An 18,437-nucleotide genomic window follows, 5' to 3' on the forward strand; every position below is an offset into this window, starting at 1 on the left:
GGGATAAAGTTATCCACACACCTGTTGATAATGTGTACAAATCTATTCCAGCAGGAACACGCCCACTATTTCACAACGCCCTCTCCATCCACAGAATTATCACGCAGACTGTGATAAAACTGTGGATAATGTGTATAAGTTATGTAAACACTTTAATTTCCAGTTTAAATACTTCAATTATCTGTGGATATCTTCGGGCATGCCTCTTTTATCCCACTGTGGATAAACATGTATAGTTTCTTCAAGATATACACACTTTAAAGATACATCCAAGATTGGCCCCATGATATGTACAAAGCTGCCTTCCCGGCGGCTTTTTCTTTTTTATAGCTGTATAATGTAAAACCAGCTGAAAAAGCCCCGCACTAAGTGCAGGACCTTCACTTAACTCACTTTGAATCCACAACTGCTCCATGGTAAAAACGCTTTTTGTGCAGCTCAATTTTGAGGTTGCGGCACAGCTGCTTCAATTCGCGTTCTTCACGTTCTGTCACAAGAGATACGACCGTTCCACTGGCACCATTTCTTCCTGTTCGTCCTGAGCGATGAACATACTGCTCAGAGGTTTCCGGCAGGTCATAGTGAATGACGTGCGTCACTCCTTCAATATCAAGGCCCCGTGCGGCAACATCTGTTGCAAGCAGCATGGAGATCTCCCCTGTTCGGAAGCTCTTCATCGCTAGTTCACGATCGCGCTTTGAGGAGTCGCCGTGAAGAATGCCGAGTTCAATGCCTTTATACATCAGCTTTTCAGCAAGGACCGCTGCATTGCCGATATCCTTTACGAAAGCAATCGCTTTTGTCCCTTCCATTCTTGAAAGCTTTTGAAGAAGATCAATCTTGTCGCGCTGTTCAGATGGGAAATAAATATGTTCAACATCCGACTGAACGGCTTCCCCGCGGCTGATTTTAATCAGCTCCGGATTTTGCATCAGCTGTTTTGCTTCTGCTTCCGTTTTTTCAGGAAGAGTCGCCGAGAAAAGAAGAAGCTGTCTGTCTTTGAACGTTGTTTTGATAATGTTTTTAATGTTTGAAAGATGCTCCGGCTGCAGCAGCTGATCGCCTTCATCAAGAACGATTGTCTTAACCTCATGCATTTTGATTTTTTTCTGATTGATCAGTTCGTAAACACGGCCCGGTGTTCCAACGATAATCTGCGGGCGCTTCTTCAGCTTCTCGAGCTGTCTTTTCACATTGGCTCCGCCGATGAAGCTTGCTCCGAGAATGCCGCTCCCTGCTGACCACTTTTGAATCTCCTCATGGATCTGCATAACCAGTTCTCTTGAAGACGCCATGATCAGTGTTTGGATATTTTTGCTCTCAGGGTTGATGCGCTGGAGGACAGGCAGCAAATAGGCAAGCGTTTTGCCCGTTCCCGTCGGCGATTCTGCAATCACATCGCGTCCGTCCAGAATGGCAGGAACCGCCTTTTCCTGTATAGCGGTTGGAGTTGTATACGAAGCCTTTTCCCAGGCTTCCTGTAAAAATGGTTTTGCTTCTTCAAGCAGTGACCATGTGCTGTTCATGTGTTTTCACCTTTTCGTATCTGAAGTCCGTCTTTCATAAAGAAAGACGCATTTTCTTATTATATACCATTTCGGCAAAGGGAAAAACAGCTCTTGTTTTTACGCCTGCAAGAATATCCTGAAGATTACCAGTTATTGTTTTAACTTTTCGTTTCCAGCTTATATAATAGACTCCATAAATAGAACTTTTCACAGAGGAGAGAACAGAATGACTGTCATTGGCATCGACCTGGGCACATCCAACAGTCTTGCAGCGTTTTGGTCTGAAGAAGGGCCGAAAATTATTCCAAATGTACTCGGCAGCAATTTGACTCCATCCATTGTCAGCATTGATGATAACGGCGAAATTCTCGTCGGCGAAATTGCAAAAGAGCGCCAGATTTCACATCCCCACCTCACAGCTTCCGCTTTTAAGCGTTATATGGGCACGGCTAAAACTTATGATCTTGGAACCTATCATTTATCTCCGGAGGAATTGTCCTCCTTTGTTCTTCAGTCTTTAAAAAGAGATGCGGAAACGTTTTTGAACGAAGAAATTACACATGCGGTCATCAGTGTTCCAGCATACTTTAATGACCAGCAGCGAAAAGCGACAAAGCGTGCAGCCGAACTTGCAGGTCTTACGGTTGACCGTCTGATCAGCGAACCGACAGCTGCAGCTATTGCATACGGCTTTCACCAGCAGAATGAGGACACCCGCTTCCTCGTTTTTGACCTTGGCGGCGGAACCTTTGACGTATCGATTCTTGAGCTTTTTGAAGGCGTCATGGAGGTTAAATCTATTGCAGGAGACAATTTTCTCGGCGGCGAGGATTTTACGAACCTGCTCATGCACTATTTTCTGAACGACCACAAGCTTGCGGCAGATGACCTGGATGCACGGGCGCAAGCTGTCCTGTTCAAGCAGGCAGAAACATGCAAACGGGAAATTGGCAGCCATCATATGCGCGGCCGGATGGTGCTTCATCACAACGGACAGGAGTATTCAACCAGCGTGGACAGGGTCACTTTTGAAAAAATATCACAGCCTCTCGTGCTGAAACTGCGGAATCCTATCGAACGCGCACTGCGCGACGCCGACCTGCAGACAGACGAGATTGACGCTGTGATCCTGATTGGCGGAGCCACAAGACTTCCTATGATTAAAAGCATTGTCACAAAGATTTTCGGCAAGCTTCCGTTTCTGACGATTCATCCTGATGAAGCAGTAGCTCTTGGAACCGCCGTCCAGGTGGCGCTGAAGGAGCGGAATGAAGCCGTTGACGAGCTCATCCTGACCGATGTGTGCCCTTATTCGCTTGGAACAGATGTCGTGAAACAGCATGATGCAGACTCCTACACCTCCGGCCATTTCCTGCCGATCATTGAGCGGAACACGCCGATTCCCGTAAGCAGAGTCGAACGCCTCTACACCATCAAGGACAATCAGGACCGGATTGTCATTGACATCTATCAGGGAGAAAGCAGACGCGTTGAAAACAACTTGAAGATAGGGGAACTGACTGTTCACATTCCAAAATCGCCTGCTGGAAAAGAAGCTGTCGATGTGCGCTATACATACGACATAAACGGCCTGCTTGAGGTTGAGGTCACAACCATCAGCACCGGCAGCAAACAGAACATGATGATTGAAAAAAATGCAGGGAGCATGACCCCTCTGGAAATGGAAAAAAGAATGGAAGAGCTGAAGGGTCTTAAAATTCATCCGAGAGACCGCACGGAAAACAGGCTCCTTCTTGCAAGAGGCGAACGGTTATATGAGGAAACACTCGGACGCGAACGGGAAGCTGCAGCTGCAGCCCTTGAACAGTTCGAACACATCCTTGCCTCACAGGATGACCAGAAGATCCGCGCAGCCGCAGTGCGCTTAAAAGAGATCCTAGAAGAGATGGAGAACTGGAGCAGACAGCGATGAATTCAGCGTGGAAGATACTAGGGATCGAACCGACTGACGACATGACCGCTATTAAAAAAGCCTACTCGGCAAAGCTCAAAATTCATCACCCCGAAGACGACCCGGAAGGCTATCAGAGGCTGCGGGAGGCCTTTGAAACGGTCAAAAAAGCATGGAAAAACCGAAACTTACGTCCGGCTGAAGAAAGAGCGTATGAAGAGACCGTACATGTACCTATGGAGGAGGAACCTGCCCCTCCCCTCCCGTCTCATTTCCCATTTTCAGAATGGCAAGAGACAGAAACAGATTCCCGCTCAACCATCGATTTGTTCATGGAGAAAGTCGAGCAGCTCTATGACCACTTTCCTTCGCGCATAAACAAAGAGAAGTGGCTTGAACTTCTGAATGATGATGCACTGTGGGATATGGAACAAAGAGAGTATCTGAGTGAACGGCTCCTGACCTTTCTCGAGCTGAATCCTTATCTCCCGGACTACATCTGGAAGCTGCTTGAAGACACCTTCCAGTGGACTGACATGCTTAGGGAAAACCCGTACATTCTCGGCGAGGAAGAAACCGAAGCATTTCTGCGGCGCCTGAAAGACAATACAGGGCTCTATCCATCGCTTTCGTATCAGCCACTTTTACATATCGAGGATATTCCATATGATCTCTATCTGATGAACCGGGAAAGAGCCCTTGACGAACTCCTTGAAAACCGGCTGGAAGAAGCAGAAACCTATGTGAATACTGCCTTGTCCATTTTTCAGGATGATCCGCAGCTGCAGACAATTGCCGGAATGATTTATGAACGGAGCGAAAGATTTGAAGAAGCTGCCGCTGCTTTTGAAAAAGCATGTGCACTTCAGCCTGAAAACATCAAAAATCGAATGCTTCTTGCACAGCTGCTATTTAAAACAGGAAAACAGGAAGAAGCCTGCCTGAAAATCCTTTCTGACCATCCGGATCACCCGGATGCTCTCAGCCTTTTAGGCAGAATCCATTTTGAAACAGAAGAATGGCAAAAAGCCCGTGAGCACTTTATGCACCTGGAGAGGATTCAGGGGAAGGATGCAGAGACGATTGTTTACCTGGCTAAAATCAATGATTTTCTGCTCAGAAACAGCTATAAGCGAAAGCCGCTTACGAAGAAGGAAATTAAGAAAGAGATCAGGCCGGATACGTTTGAGAATAAGCTGGCTATATTTCTGGGCTGCCATTTAAAATGGAGAATGATTTTCGCTTTAAGTTTTTTAATGGTCAGTCATTATCAACTGAACGCTCTTGGCGGAGAGGAATGGTTTGATCATCCAATTCTTAAAGTTCTATACGCCATCTTTTCCATCTTTCAGTATATTAATTTCTCCTTCTATTTTGAGGACACCTTAACTCCGCTGTTTTGGGCAGTCTTATGGATCGCTTCCATCATCACAATCCTGAGAGAATGGAACCGCGTCAGAAAAACGGTTTTATAGAAAGGAGGAAACATTTTATGAATAGGAAACAGAAGAACTATATAAAGACACTGGCACCCCTATGCATGATAGGATATCCTTCTTTTTACTATTCTCTCACGAAGGTTCCATTCAGCAAGCGCCATGCCAAAAAAAAGCTGAAGCATATTGAAGTAACAGACAGTCAGACCGCACACTTCAGACTTGAGTGGTTACTGACCAAGGGAAACAGATGGGAATTTAACGGCTTTAAAGGCGTCTTCCTTTTTCATACAGAAGACGAATCCCATGATCCACTTTCCGCAAACGAAGATGAAAGGCTCAAGGCTAAGCTCGCTGCAGTGAAAAAGTATATGTATCGCCTAAATCAGCACAGTCTCGGAGCATTCGATATTTCCAGCGTGCTATGGGTTACAATGCATGCCCAGAAAATCGGCTTCATTACAAAGGAAGAAGCACAAGCCTACGAATTGAGAGCCGTCACACTTGCACAAAGCATGTATACAAACTGGAGTGATTACCTTATCTCCTGCACAGCCGGAGCAGAATATCTTCAGAAAAGTATAAGCGATCAGGAAAAATACTTATCTTATCATAAAAACACTCTGATTAAATTTATGGCATCGAAGCACAGTCCGTTTAGGAAGATTGATTTTCATACTAGTTTTTCTTGAGCACATCCTGTTGATGTGCTCTTTTTTAGATTTCAGAAAAATAACCTTCCCTGTCTGAAGCAGCTGAATACGATATCAGGTTTCTGATGTGAATTTAAAGAATTTTCTGTACTCAATAAAAAGATTTAGATTATACTTTTCTTATCAACCATAAGGAGGAATTTTCAATGAGAAAAATCATGAAGAAAACCGTACAACCGTATAAGGGGGCAGCACTTCTTTAATTGTCACGGTGTACTCCCTTATATGTGTTTATTTAAATAACACATAAAGGGGTAAATCATGGATTTTCCAGTCAAAAAGTTTTTCTCTTATTATAAGCCGCATCTGAGGTTATTTTTATCCATTTTGGCGTGTGCTTTGATTGTATCTGCATTGTCTTTGGTATTCCCGCTGCTTGTCCGGTATATCACCAAGGAAGTTTTGGCGGGAGACTTGTCAACTGCCATTCAACAGGTGTATTGGGTTGGCGGTCTGATGCTCTTGGTCACCGCGATTCAAAATATCGGAAACTATATCGTGGATTACAAAGGCCATGAACTCGGTGCCAGAATGGAAAGCAGCCTCCGCACCGAGCTGTTTGAACACATGCAGAAGCTTTCGTTCAGCTTTTATGATAAGGAAAAGACCGGTCAGCTCATGGCCAGAATTACAAACGACCTGCTTTGGCTGTCTGAGCTGTATCACCACGGACCTGAAGACTATTTAAAATATCTCGTCCGCTTTATCGGAGCCTTTTTCATCTTGTTCTTTATTAACGCGCCGCTGACGATTGTGATTTTCTGCTTTTTGCCTGTCCTTGGGTTCATCATCTTCTATTTCAATAAACTTGAAAACAAGGCGCTGATCCGAAACAAAGAAAGAATTGGAGATGTGAACGCCCAGGTAGAGGATAGTCTGGCCGGCATCCGGGTTGTGAAATCTTTTGCCAACGAGCAGGTAGAAATCGGGAAATTCACCCGTGAAAATAACCGTTTTTTAGACAGCAGGATCAGCTTCTATAAGACAGAAGCTAACTTTTACAATGTCACCCAAACGTTCATCCAGCTGATTACGATCGCGGTCATCATCTTCGGAAGTTCAAGCATCGTAAATAAGACTTTGGATTTAGCCGATTTGATTACGTTTATGCTCTATATAAACTACATGCTCGAGCCGGTTCAAAAAATGACTCAAATGAGCACGTTATTCCAGGAAGGAATCACAGGCTTCCAGCGCTTTACGGAAATCATGAAGCTAAAGCCCTCCATTGAGAATAAACCAGGTGCGGTTACACTGGGGCACGTGCGTGGCGAGATTGAGTTTAAGCAAGTTGAATTCAGGTACGAAGATTATCTGGACAACGTCCTTAATCAATTGTCTTTGAAAATTAACCCCGGGGAATACGTTGCCCTGGTTGGCCCATCAGGAGCAGGCAAAACAACATTTTGCTCTCTCATCCCCCGCTTTTATGATGTAAGCGCCGGTGAAGTCATGCTTGATGGGATTGATGTGCGAACAATTGATTTAGCCTCATTAAGGAACAACATCGGGATCGTTCAGCAGGATGTTTACCTGTTTGCCGGGACAGTGATGGAAAATATCCGCTACGGAAACCCCGAAGCAAGTGATGAGGAAATTATCGCTGCAGCCAGGAGCGCCAATGCCCACGACTTTATCATGAAACTGCCGAACGGCTATCAATCAGAAATTGGCCAGCGGGGCGTAAGACTTTCGGGCGGACAAAAGCAGCGGCTCAGCATCGCCCGCGTCTTCCTTAAAAATCCGCCAGTCCTGATTTTAGATGAGGCAACGAGCGCGCTTGATAACGAAAGTGAAAGCATCATTAAGGACTCACTGGAACTGCTCGCAAAAGGCCGAACAACCATCGTCATCGCCCACCGCCTCTCCACCATTCGGAACGCACACCGGATCATCGTTTTAACAGAAGAGGGTATCGCGGAAGAAGGAACACATGATGAACTGCTTTCAAGGCAAGGCGCTTATTCGCTTCTTTATTCAAAGCAGTTTGAACCAATTGTATAAATCTTTCTGACCCTGCTCTGTTAAAAGAGCCGGGTTTTGTTTTGGAGAGAATTTTTTTAAGAAAAGCAATCTTCTGTACTCATCCTCCTGGCTAAAATCCAGCCGTTCAATCCATAAGAAGATTCAACTATGTAGTATATAAACCTGTTTTTCACAAGATAATTGCTTAATTCCTCTACATTTCTATAATCCATCGGCCAACCATAATCTTTTGATTTTTGCAGCAGCTCCTTATGATCTCCTGCAAAATCTTTGAGATCCCCTTCAGTAATGTCAAAAAGGATGCTGCCTGGCAGCTGGTCTTCAAAATAATGCGCAAAGACATCGTCAAACAGCAGCTTTGCTTTCTTGCCGAATTCATCTATTGCCTTCATTTCTATGCACGAGTTTTCAAAATCAACTTGATAGGACAGGATTTTGCTGTCGTGAAGGATGAACATGGAAGCACCTCCTTAGTTGGAAAGAATAAAGTTCTTGTCACTACCGGTCCCTCAACTGGTACTTGAACCTCCTGAAGACCTCAGGCGGTGAACAATCTGCCTCTTCATCAGGAATATAGTACTCCCGATCATGGTATGGTAGTTCTAGCTTTTCCCAATCAAAGTCATCTTCCACGCACTTAATATACATGTCATACCCTTCTCCATCTGATGGAAATAAGCCAAGCCTTGATTCTTTATGTTTCAGTGCCGTATCAATCGCTTCTTTCAATTCCAGTAACGCTGCCTCGTTGGCAACAAGGAAGGCACTGTGATGCCACATCCGCTGGCCGTACATATGGCACAACGGAACAGCCTCATCCTCACCATAAAACTGTTTGCTGTAAGCGTGTTTCAGCTGATTCAAAACACCTTTCGGATCGTCCACATCCAAATAGGCATCCATTTCGGTGGCTTCATACTGTCTTTGCCCGTCCCGGAACCGCGAAAGAAAGTCATGATATAACTCATTATTTTCCACAAACAGATATCTCTCCATCGCATCATCAGGATCCGCTATCAAGTAGTAGCAGTGAAGTTCTCTCGCATCCTTTTTATAAAGATAATGAAAAAGCGAATCTGTTATCTTCTTATTTTCTGCCAGTTGGTAGTTATGTTTCTTTAATTTATTCGGCCTGATGATCTCATGAACAAATGGGATCCCCGGTATGTGGATGGCGGTAAACAACTTGGCATCAGCCATTATGTCATCTCCTTTCTACTAAAAACCTATGTTTCTATTTTAATCCATCCTATCCTGCTTTTCCCTCTATTAAAAAGAAAACCAGATTCACTCTCATATATAGTAAAATAAGGAAAAGGAGAGATGAGCGTGTTTACAAAGGAACAATACATGCCCGAGGTTGAAGGCAGGTTTATCAATAGAAGACTTCATCCGGAGCATCCGCATATCGTGATCCTCAACTATACGGATCATGCTACATACGAAAAACGCTGGAATGATGTCACCATTCATTGCAGAGGGCTGATCATTGATGAGTTAACAGGCGAAGTGCTGGCAAGACCGTTTCCGAAATTTTTCAACTATGGAGAGATGACGGAATTAGAGTCCGGCATCCCTTTTTCTGAAACGCCGGAATTTACGGTCAAGCATGACGGATCGTTGGGCATTTGCTACAGAATCAATGATCAAATCTACTGGTCTACACGGGGGTCTTTTGAATCCGATCAGGCGAAGGCTGCTCAAATGATCTGGGATCAAACCTACTCCCATGTCCAGGTTCCGCCTGAAGTGACACTGCTGGTGGAAATTATCCATCCTGCTACGAGGGTGGTTGTCGATTATGGCGGCATGACCGATTTAATTATCATTGGGGCCGTCAACAGGTTCACAGGCCATGACTACAGCTATGCCGAGCTGCAGGAACTCGGAGCAGCTCTCGGAATGCAGGTCACAGAGCAAATCAAGCTGACGGTTGAAGAAGCCATCAAATTAAAAGACACCATGGACCATAACAGTGAAGGCTGGGTCCTCAGATGGTCCAACGGCATGAGGCTGAAAATCAAGGGAAACAGCTACCTGGACATACACAAAATTGCGTACGGCCTTTCAGATAAATTAAAAACAGAATACTGGGCACTTGGAAAAATAGAAGAACTAATCTTGAAGATGCCTGAAGAATTCCGAAAAGAAATCGAGGGCTTTAAAGCTATACTGGATCGTCAGCTCATGGAATTGACAACAAACATTGCCCATCACTATTCAAGTGCAAGCGGGAATTCATCCGACAGGAAATCCTTTGCCATCTACGTGAACCAGCATGTCCCCCGCGAGCTGAAATACTTAGTATACAAACAGGCAGACGGGAAATTGACGGAGCAAACCGTTAAGGAACACATCTACAAAAATTACCTCAGCTATAAAGGGGAGATTGAGTAATGCCATCCTTTCATATGATGATCGGTTTACCCGGAAGCGGCAAATCCACCTATGCTGAAAAGCTCGCAAAAGAAATCGATGCAGCTGTTTTCTCCTCCGACCTGCTCAGAGAAGAACTGCTTGGCAATGTGCATGATCAAAGCCGCAACGATGACATTTTTGAAGAGATGCATAAACGAATCAACCTTCACCTTGCAGATGGCGGAAATGTTATTTATGACGCCACCAATACAAACCGCAAGCGCCGGAAACACCTGATCAGCCATGTCATCAAATGCGAAAAGAAATTTGCCTACTATGTGAATGAACATTATGACACCGTAACAACACGCAACGCGGGTCGCGAGCGCAAAGTTTCAAAGCAGGTCATTGACCGAATGTACAAGTCCATGCATATCCCTTTAAAAAATGAGGGGTGGGATGACGTCATCATCATATCAGGCGAAAAGAGCATCGCAGACACCAGACAAGCTGCGGAGAACCTCATTACATCCGAAACGGACCATGATCTGCTTTTTACACAGCTTGCTTCCTATATACCTGACTTTCACTCCATCTACAATGTGCCGCATGATTCTTCCTACCACAGCTTTTCCATAAGCAGGCACACATACCACGTGTGGAAGACCATTCTGGAGAATCACCAGGGCACAGACAAGCTCCCATTGCTCTGGGCCGCCTTGTTTCATGATGCGGGAAAAGGTTTCTGCAAGTCGTTTATCAACTACAAGGGTGAGCCGACGAAATACGCCAGCTTCCTCGGACATGAATACGTGTCCTCCCAGCTGGCTGTCTACTGGCTCGCGGCTCTTGGCTACGACAAACCCTTCATACAGGTAACAAGTGACCTCATCCAAATGCACATGATTCCAATGAAGGCCACGGAAAAGAAATTGAAGGAAGTCGAGCAGCTGATCGGAGAAGACGCCTTCACTAAACTGCTCATCCTTCATGAAGCAGATATGGGCGCCAAGTAAAGAGTCTCAAAGTATTAAGCACAGGGATGGTTTCCAGCCATCTCGTGCTTCCAAATGGTCAAAAACCGCATGTCCGTACCGGCAACCTGGGCGACCTGCTGTTTTCAACTTTTATACATCATCCGTACTAACCAGGAGGAACCATGAAAGACGATCTATCTCATTTTTTGCACGAACACTTTAACAGCCTAAAACTTGAGCCACCCCTCTTCTATTCGTCTCCATACGGCATACGCTTTGAAATTGCTATACCCTGGATGAAACATGAGGACAAACGCAACCTTCGCCAAATCGAAGAACGAAGCACAGGCATATTCAATAAAGTGTTTCAAGTTGGAGATGACGTGCTTTTAATAACCGACATTCACTGCGGAAGGCACGACCGGTTTCTGCAAAAAAGACCCTCAAACGTGTACCAAAAATACATCAAAAACAAAGCGCTGCTGCAAAACCTGAAGCATACGACGCTTCCCGACGCCTTCTCAGAAGAAGAAATGGTCACACACCGTTTTATTCTTCCCTGCAAAAAAAGCGACATCCGGTACAGCGCGCTGCTGTCTGCCATCAGCTACGAAGACTTCCGGCACCCATCCACCATCCTGAAGGGCTTCCCCAAAATGGGGATCAATATTTATTTCATAAATACCACCAGGAAAATGATTTATCATCTCTACGATGACCGGGGCTGTGACGTCATTGCATCGAGAAAAGAAGATTTGCTCCCGCTCTATCACGGGCTTAAAGAGTGGATACTGGATTATGACCGGGATGAGATTGATGGGGTGTTGGGGATTAATTCTGCAACCTAATTTATAAAAACCTTGAAAGGCATTGCCAATCAAGGTTTTTTATAAACATTAGTGGTTTTTGTGAACAATAATCCCGATTATCTGGGTGAGAACCGGAGTATTGTATTGAAAGCAGATGAAGAGATTTATGATGAAAGAGGGCTGACCTTGACGAACATTTAAGTGTTTCTCCTACTCCCCTTCCAAAGGAAATTCAAGCCGGAAAACAGTGCCCCTATGTTTTACAGAAGAGACATGAATGCTGCCGCCATGGAGCTCTGCGATGGCGCGGGCGATGCTCATTCCCAGGCCGGCGCCTTCTGTCTGCTCATCTGTGCTTGTGCCGCGAAAGTAGCGGTCGAAGAGGTGCTGGACCGTTTCTTCGCCCATTCCCGCACCGTCGTCAGAGATGGTGACAACGGCGGACTCCCCCTGTCTGCTGACTGAAGCGGTAATGCTCGTTCCCTTTGGATTATGCTTGATGCCGTTATAGATCAGGTTATCGAGCATCCGCTCAAACCAGCGCCGATCTGCATGGATGTAAAGGTTTGAATCTGTGCTTTTAAAATGAAAGGGAACATCTTCAAGGGTGCGGTCGTTGGCAAATTTAAGAAGGATGTCCCTTACTAGTTCATTCAGTTCAGCAGGCTTCAGCTGATGGGGGAGCGACTGGTTTTCGAGCTGGAAGGCAAGGGAGAAATCCTCAATTAAGGCCGTCATATAATCTCCTTTTTCCCTGATCATCCTTCCCATATCCAGAAGCTCTTCTTCGGTCCAGCGGTACTGTCCGCTTTCGAGCAAATGGGCATAGCCCTGGATTGTTGAAAGGGGTGTCCTGAGGTCGTGGGATATGCCGGTCATCCACTCTTCACGCGTTTTTTCCAGCCGGTCTCTTTCCTTGTCTGCGGCAGAAAGCTTTTCGGCCATTTCGTAGAAGGCCCCGATCACTTCTTTAAAGAGCTTATACTTCAGGCGCACCTTCCCATTTTTCTTGAAGACTTTTTTGCGCTCTTTTTCTGTCAGTACTTCCCCGTAATTCCCGTATCCCATCCTTTCAAGCCAGCTGGTGAAGAGAAGGAGGGGCTGGCTGTACCTGAATCCCTGCCAAAAGGAAATGCCTAACGTTAATGTGAGCAGGACCACTCCGAGGATAATAATGAGCCTAACAATTTCGGTAAGAATGGAGAAGGTCACTGGCTCTGCACCTTGCTTGGGTGTATGCAGAATCCAAGTAAGACCAGATTTCGGATCCATGAAAATGGCTGTATGGGTTTCGAATTTTCCTGGTGAAGTTGTCCTGACAAGCACGTCCAGCGGCTTGTAGTCTTCCTTCATCTTTTCAGAGCCGGTTGACTGGACAACTTTCCCTTCCTGGTTTATCACCTGGATCGAGCCTTCCATTTTCTCTAATTCCCTTTCCAGCTGCTTAAGGTTTTCACCAGAAATCCTGCCATTGCTTGAATACAGTGAAAACAAGTGCTGGAGGCTTTCCTGCTCATTATTTTCATATCCAAGCATATAAAAATACGGCTTTTCAAAGGTGGTATCGACTTGGGAGTAGACGTAGAAGCCTTCATATTGGTTCGTTTTTTCAATCTGGAGAATCTCGCTGACTGAGTATGAGCCGGGCAGGAATTCAGGTGTATTTTCTGATCCGATGACGTCTCCTTCCATATCAACAACCTGCACCCAGAGATTCCGTTCTTCGAGCTGGTGTTTCCACACATCGCTGATGGTTGCCTTATTTTCCTCGATCTGCGTTTCAATCGCAATGTTTTCAAGGGCGCCTTCAGGGAAGTTTTGCTTCATTTCTTCTCTGTTTACATGCATCAGAAGCACAAATAGAAGCACCAAAGAAATAATCCCGACAAACACCATGATGGAAATGAACTGAAGGGAGAAGTGAAGAGCCAGTCTCCGCCTGAGCGACCTCAACCCTTTTTCTCCTTGACCAGCTTGTAGCCCAGCCCGCGCACGGTCACGAGCAGTTCAGGCTGGCTCGGGTCTATCTCGATTCTTTCCCGGATCCTTCGAATATGTACTGTAACGGTGTTGTCATCCACAATGCTGTCAAATCCCCATACGGCTTCAAGCATCTTCGTCTTAGAAATGACGGTATTCGGGTGCTGGCACAGATACTGCAGCAGGAGAAATACCTGGGCAGGCGTCTGCACGGCCTTGCCCTCGACGATCAGTTCCCCTGCTTCTTCATCCAGGATAAAGCGCCCGAAATCATGCTTCCTTCCAGTCTCTTTTAAGGAAGGGGCATGAGCTTGGTTCCGCCGGATCCTAGCCTTAATCCTCGCTGCAATTTCAAGCGGGTTAAAGGGCTTGGTAATATAATCATCCCCGCCGATCGCAAACCCTGTCAGCACATCAAGGTCGGAGACGCGTGCTGTTAAAAAAAGAATATAAGCGTTGGAGATTTCCCTGATTTTTGGGCAAATATTGAAACCGCTCTGTCCGGGAAGCGTAACATCAAGCACCACGATATCAATAGGGTGCCGGGAAACACACTCCAGCGCATCTTCTGCAGTATAAGCTTTGTGTATATGGCTAAATCCTTCTTTTCTAAGAACCGTTTCCATTAATTTAACGATTGATTTTTCATCATCCACTAATAAAATTTCTGTATTCTCCACTTTTATCCACCTCGGTGAATATCGTAGCACACAAACATTACCAGAATATTAACAACTCTCGGAAAAGTTTATCAGAAAGTAAACTTCTGTTTCTTCAAGGGAAATAAAGGCGGCTTATACTGAGTAAAAGAGAATCTTCCAAAAAGGATGCAGCAGCCGAAGATTGGTTTGTTACCCATCACAAGCGGGAGTTTCTAGAGTATGAATTTAAAAATAATAAATCGGAGGATAAATACGATGTCAAAAGAAAAAAGCGGTGAAATGAAAAACGAAGGTGCAGCTTTGAAGAATGCCCAGCCGGCCGCAGACAGTACCAGACCGTTCGGTGCCCACATCCTTATGAGCTGGTGGAAGCCACTCGCAATCATCGTTGTGCCATCGGTGGCGCTGGTTGTCGTGCAGGTTTTGTTCCGCCTGGCCGTCGGCCTCATTGAAGGCAGCGACGATCCGCTGTCACCTGCTTATAGCCGTTGAGGTTTCTAAGCGACAGCTTAAGCATAGGCGTCACAGGTGTACTGGCGGTCTTGCTCCTCGTCTGGATGGCCAAAGTGCCTTGGCGAAGCCTGCTCAGCTCACCGCGTGCATTCGACAGACAGCGCTTCGTGCAGTACCTGCTCGGCGCGGCACTGCTAGTGGGCGCCGGAATTGGTGTGATCGCGCTCGTCGCACCCGAAGCACCGGGATGGACGGCCTTCGGTTTCACTGGCACCACGATGGCTATGCTTGCGGTCACCTTCTTGTTCACTCCGATCCAGTCCTTAGGTGAAGAGCTGATGTATCGAAGCGCCGTCATGCCGGCCGCTGCGTCCTGGGTGCGTCCAATCCTCCCTGCCCTGATCGTCGGTCTCCTGATCTCCAGCCTTCACTTCGCGGTGATGCACGGTTCCACCGACCCTTGGCTGTTTGGGTACTTCTTCGTTGTCGGCGCCTCAACAGCGCTGATTGCGATCATTAGCCGCGGCATCGAGGCGTCGATTGCGTTCCACGTCGCCAACAACGTCATGATGTCGACCGTCAACTCGCTCATGGCGGGTGGCAAAGTATACACCTTGGACCGTTCCACTGAAACGGGAGATGCATCCCTGCTCATCCTTGCCGCCGTCAACGTCGCCATGGTCGCATTTGTCTGGATGCGCGAACGGCGGGCGGGCGTTGCCCAGCAGTCGGGATTGACAAATGATATGAAATAAATACGTAAAGTGTACCATAACCAAATAATGGGTATTGAGCAGGTAAGAGACTTCATTTTAGAATTAACTGACTTTACGTTCAATAGAGTGTAACTTTTCCCTGGAGTGTTGCGTTTCATGGAGGAAAGAAAGAGAGATTCAAAGATTTAATTTTTTTTAGTAAGCAGCAAACAAACATTTTCCATAAAGGGGTGACCGTCTATGTTAACTTCCAATCCGTTAAATCCATCAGGAAAAACGGTAAGGAACGAAAAGGAGCCTGGCTGGCCTGAAATCGGAATAATGGGCCTCGTCTATTTTGTACTTGTGCTCGGTGTTGCCCAAATTATTAATTGGACCACGGAGGATGCTTCAGTTATAAGCGGAATCAGTTTTGCTGCATTATCCGGCCTAGCCGGATTAGGTGCTTTCCTTGCGGCTTATGTATTGCGTATTCGCTCCAGGGAAGCTTTCGGCATCCGGGGGACATCTGTACGGTGGCTGCTGGCTGGCATCGGGTTCGGGATTGGTGTTTTGGTATTTACTCGTGTTTTTGCTCTGATTATGTACTATATAGGATTTACCGGCAGCACCCAGTCGTCTTATGAATCTGCAGCGAGCGGAGGAACACTCGCATTCATCGCTCAATTTCTGATGATTGCTGTATTGACACCGCTCGGTGAAGAATTTGCTTTCCGCGCCGTTTTAACCAATGCGCTGAAAAAATATGGTCCATGGATCAGCATTATTGGCAGTGCACTTATTTTTGCTACCGTTCACGGTTTGAATGAAGTATGGCTGTATGCGTTCGTGACTGGTTTGGCCGCCGGCTATTTGTTTTACCGGACGGGCTCAGTGTGGCCCGGGGTGATCGTCCATGCAACCTACAATGGATCGATAACAATCCTGACTGCAGTTGTGGCTAGTTCGCTTTAAAGACTGGGCTCCTATCGTTGCAGAAATGATAAAAAAGGGGTACGTCATAATGGAACCGACAATAAGCAAGGAACGAATGGATGTTATTGATTTAATTAGAGGGTTTGCGTTGATTGGTCTTCCTTTTGTTAATGTGCTGGCTCTTTGGAGAACAAACGTTAATTTGTCAGGAACGCAGCAGGATATTTTGGTTCAGCGTTTCTTGTATTTGTTTGTCGAGGGGCGCTTTTACGCTATATTTTCCTTTTTGTTCGGATTGGGACTTTGGATTTTCTTATCCAGGGCGAAAGAGAAAAGTGACCATCCATCTGCCCTTTTTATTCGGCGTATGCTGGTTTTACTTGCAGCAGGGGTCTTGCACCACCTAATATACGATGGTGAAACCTTGCTAATCTATGCCATTATGGGGCTCCCTGTTTTTTTTCTTGATAAGGCTCCAAAACAGATGAACCTAATCTTAGGTATAGCAGGAATTATTCTAGCAAGTTATCTTGAAAATAAACTGCTTGCCATTTTCCCCTTTTTTATACTGGGTCTGGCGTTCGGGCAATATCGTGTCTTTGAACATTATAGTAAAAATCGAAAATTGTGGACGATGGCTGCTATTCTATCATTTATAGCAACTTGTATTCTAGCTGTTTTTCTTTGGCAAGAAGCACCTGACAATGGATCGGCTAACCGTATGACTGGACTTGAGTTATCCAAAGCACAAATCGACTCCAATGTTGCCTTTTATGCCTTTACAGAATTGTCCTTAGCATTTGCTCCGTTTTTCTCTGTATTTTACGTCAGTTTTCTCGTTTTGCTTGAACCCCATTTTCGGAAAATGTTATCCCCATTAAATGCATTCGGACGAATGGCGTTTACCAATTACATTGGTCAATCCATTATCCTGATTATCATTGCGGTGTTTATTCCAGTTAATACGGCAGTTTCATACACGTCTTCAGCGATAACGTGTCTCCTTGTAGTGATCCTGCAAATCATAGCTTCTTCGTATTGGCTTACGTATTTTAAATATGGCCCATTAGAATGGCTTTGGAGATGCGGAACGTATGGAAGCTGGCTTTCGATACGAAGATAAACAGATGCAAAAAATTCAAATTAAGAAACTTTGAAAGGAGAGAGTTATTCTTGCGCAATAAAAAGTGGTATTTCCCAGGAATTGCGCTGATCGTCTTGAGCTTCGCCGGAACGGCTTGCCAGCCGCTTAAGTATGTCGACAATTTGTCCTCACACGAGCAAAAATGGGAGTTTACACCGGACGAACTGAGTGCGCTCACCATCGAAAGCGAATTTGACGTGAATATGGAGTTCATCGCCAGCCCCGATGACACCAATTATGTGGAAGTCAGTGGCAATATGCAGCAAAACACGATCGACCAGTTGAAAGAGACGGAGATCACAGGGAATACGCTGGAACTCCCACTGCAGAAGGATGTGAAATTAGCAGCACCTACCTATAAGTCTATTAAGACGAAGGTAATTGTAGCGCTGGCGGATGAAACCAAACTGCAGCAGATCAGCTATAAAGCGGACTCCGGCAACACCAGCTTTACCGGTTTGAAGGCGGAAAATATCGACTTGTCCGTTTCTTCCGGCAAACTGCGCGCGGAAGCTATCACTGCCGGACGGTTGAGTTTAACCTCAAAATCCGGGGATATTACGGCGGATCGAATCCAGGGGAATGCGGAAATCCAGCTGCACTCAGGCGAAATCAAGGTGGATGGGCTGAAGGGCGCTCTGGCGGTCCAGTCCACAGCCGGCAACGTTACTGTGACGGGGCAACGTTCGGATAGCCTGGATATCTCCGTTCGCAGCGGAGATGTGACTTTGTCACCCGATCCGGAGTTCATAGGATTTTATGACTTGAAGACCACTTCCGGAGACATCACAGCTCCAGAATCCCCTAAAAAGACGACAGATGTTATCAAGGTAAGAACCGTTTCGGGTGATATTCGGATCGGGTAATG

General features: G+C 45.8%; 17 protein-coding genes. 12 read left to right on the forward strand and 5 right to left on the reverse strand.

The genetic code is table 11. The features are described from left to right. Positions 1 to 389: 389 nt before the first annotated feature. Positions 390 to 1,526, reverse strand: a complete 1,137-nt coding sequence (locus tag MHB63_05665; protein MEK3806065.1) for a DEAD/DEAH box helicase — start codon at positions 1,524 to 1,526, stop codon at positions 390 to 392. Between the two features lie 208 nt (positions 1,527 to 1,734). Between MHB63_05665 and MHB63_05670 the strand changes: the two genes are divergently transcribed. The 4 genes from MHB63_05670 to MHB63_05685 all read left to right on the forward strand — a co-directional run bounded on the left by MHB63_05670 (position 1,735) and on the right by MHB63_05685 (position 7,573). After that, positions 1,735 to 3,441, forward strand: a complete 1,707-nt coding sequence (locus MHB63_05670; GenBank protein MEK3806066.1) for a molecular chaperone HscC — start codon at positions 1,735 to 1,737, stop codon at positions 3,439 to 3,441. Then, a complete protein-coding gene (locus tag MHB63_05675) occupies positions 3,438 to 4,895 on the forward strand; it encodes a tetratricopeptide repeat protein (GenBank protein MEK3806067.1) in 1,458 nt (485 codons plus the stop codon). Before MHB63_05670 ends, MHB63_05675 begins: the two co-directional genes overlap by 4 nt. A 17-nt stretch (positions 4,896 to 4,912) precedes the next feature. Continuing rightward, the gene (locus MHB63_05680; protein ID MEK3806068.1) at positions 4,913 to 5,548 is read left to right on the forward strand and encodes a DUF1266 domain-containing protein; all 636 of its coding nucleotides are present in this window, start codon (positions 4,913 to 4,915) and stop codon (positions 5,546 to 5,548) included. A 282-nt stretch (positions 5,549 to 5,830) separates the two neighbouring features. Then, positions 5,831 to 7,573, forward strand: a complete 1,743-nt coding sequence (locus tag MHB63_05685) for an ABC transporter ATP-binding protein (GenBank protein ID MEK3806069.1) — start codon at positions 5,831 to 5,833, stop codon at positions 7,571 to 7,573. A gap of 56 nt (positions 7,574 to 7,629) precedes the next feature. On the opposite strand, the gene MHB63_05690 is transcribed toward MHB63_05685, so the two are convergent. Next, entirely contained in the window at positions 7,630 to 8,013 is a 384-nt protein-coding gene (locus MHB63_05690; protein MEK3806070.1) for a hypothetical protein, read from the reverse strand. A 40-nt stretch (positions 8,014 to 8,053) separates the two neighbouring features. Next, a complete protein-coding gene (locus MHB63_05695) occupies positions 8,054 to 8,755 on the reverse strand; it encodes a hypothetical protein (GenBank protein ID MEK3806071.1) in 702 nt (233 codons plus the stop codon). 129 nt (positions 8,756 to 8,884) lie between these two features. On the opposite strand from MHB63_05695, the gene MHB63_05700 reads away from it, so the two are divergent. From MHB63_05700 to MHB63_05710, 3 genes are all read left to right on the forward strand, one after another. Continuing rightward, positions 8,885 to 9,952, forward strand: coding sequence for an RNA ligase (locus tag MHB63_05700; protein MEK3806072.1), 1,068 nt, complete (start codon positions 8,885 to 8,887; stop codon positions 9,950 to 9,952). Further along, positions 9,952 to 10,929, forward strand: coding sequence for an AAA family ATPase (locus tag MHB63_05705; GenBank protein ID MEK3806073.1), 978 nt, complete (start codon positions 9,952 to 9,954; stop codon positions 10,927 to 10,929). Before MHB63_05700 ends, MHB63_05705 begins: the two co-directional genes overlap by 1 nt. 143 nt (positions 10,930 to 11,072) lie before the next feature. Then, a complete protein-coding gene (locus MHB63_05710) occupies positions 11,073 to 11,738 on the forward strand; it encodes a DUF3885 domain-containing protein (GenBank protein ID MEK3806074.1) in 666 nt (221 codons plus the stop codon). A 171-nt stretch (positions 11,739 to 11,909) separates the two neighbouring features. On the opposite strand, the gene MHB63_05715 is transcribed toward MHB63_05710, so the two are convergent. Both MHB63_05715 and MHB63_05720 read right to left on the reverse strand, forming a co-directional pair. Next, a complete protein-coding gene (locus MHB63_05715; protein MEK3806075.1) occupies positions 11,910 to 13,652 on the reverse strand; it encodes a HAMP domain-containing sensor histidine kinase in 1,743 nt (580 codons plus the stop codon). Continuing rightward, the gene (locus MHB63_05720; protein MEK3806076.1) at positions 13,649 to 14,359 is read right to left on the reverse strand and encodes a response regulator transcription factor; all 711 of its coding nucleotides are present in this window, start codon (positions 14,357 to 14,359) and stop codon (positions 13,649 to 13,651) included. The genes MHB63_05715 and MHB63_05720 overlap by 4 nt, the downstream gene beginning before the upstream one ends. A gap of 237 nt (positions 14,360 to 14,596) precedes the next feature. Here MHB63_05720 and MHB63_05725 point away from each other — a divergent pair, with 237 nt between their 5' ends. From MHB63_05725 to MHB63_05745, 5 genes are all read left to right on the forward strand, one after another. Beyond that, positions 14,597 to 14,833 (forward strand): hypothetical protein, encoded by a 237-nt coding sequence (locus tag MHB63_05725; GenBank protein MEK3806077.1) that lies wholly within the window; start codon positions 14,597 to 14,599, stop codon positions 14,831 to 14,833. Positions 14,834 to 14,883: 50 nt separating this feature from the next. Further along, the gene (locus MHB63_05730; GenBank protein ID MEK3806078.1) at positions 14,884 to 15,549 is read left to right on the forward strand and encodes a CPBP family intramembrane glutamic endopeptidase; all 666 of its coding nucleotides are present in this window, start codon (positions 14,884 to 14,886) and stop codon (positions 15,547 to 15,549) included. A gap of 201 nt (positions 15,550 to 15,750) precedes the next feature. Further along, complete coding sequence (locus MHB63_05735; GenBank protein MEK3806079.1) at positions 15,751 to 16,464, forward strand: type II CAAX endopeptidase family protein; 714 nt, start codon at positions 15,751 to 15,753, stop codon at positions 16,462 to 16,464. A gap of 49 nt (positions 16,465 to 16,513) precedes the next feature. Then, on the forward strand, positions 16,514 to 17,548 hold the full coding sequence (locus tag MHB63_05740) for a DUF418 domain-containing protein (GenBank protein MEK3806080.1): 1,035 nt from the start codon (positions 16,514 to 16,516) through the stop codon (positions 17,546 to 17,548). A 50-nt stretch (positions 17,549 to 17,598) separates the two neighbouring features. After that, positions 17,599 to 18,435, forward strand: a complete 837-nt coding sequence (locus MHB63_05745) for a DUF4097 family beta strand repeat-containing protein (GenBank protein ID MEK3806081.1) — start codon at positions 17,599 to 17,601, stop codon at positions 18,433 to 18,435. Positions 18,436 to 18,437 lie beyond the last annotated feature (2 nt).

It is taken from the genome of Bacillus sp. FSL H8-0547 (assembly GCA_038002745.1).
In the GTDB taxonomy this organism is placed as follows: domain Bacteria; phylum Bacillota; class Bacilli; order Bacillales; family Bacillaceae; genus Bacillus_P.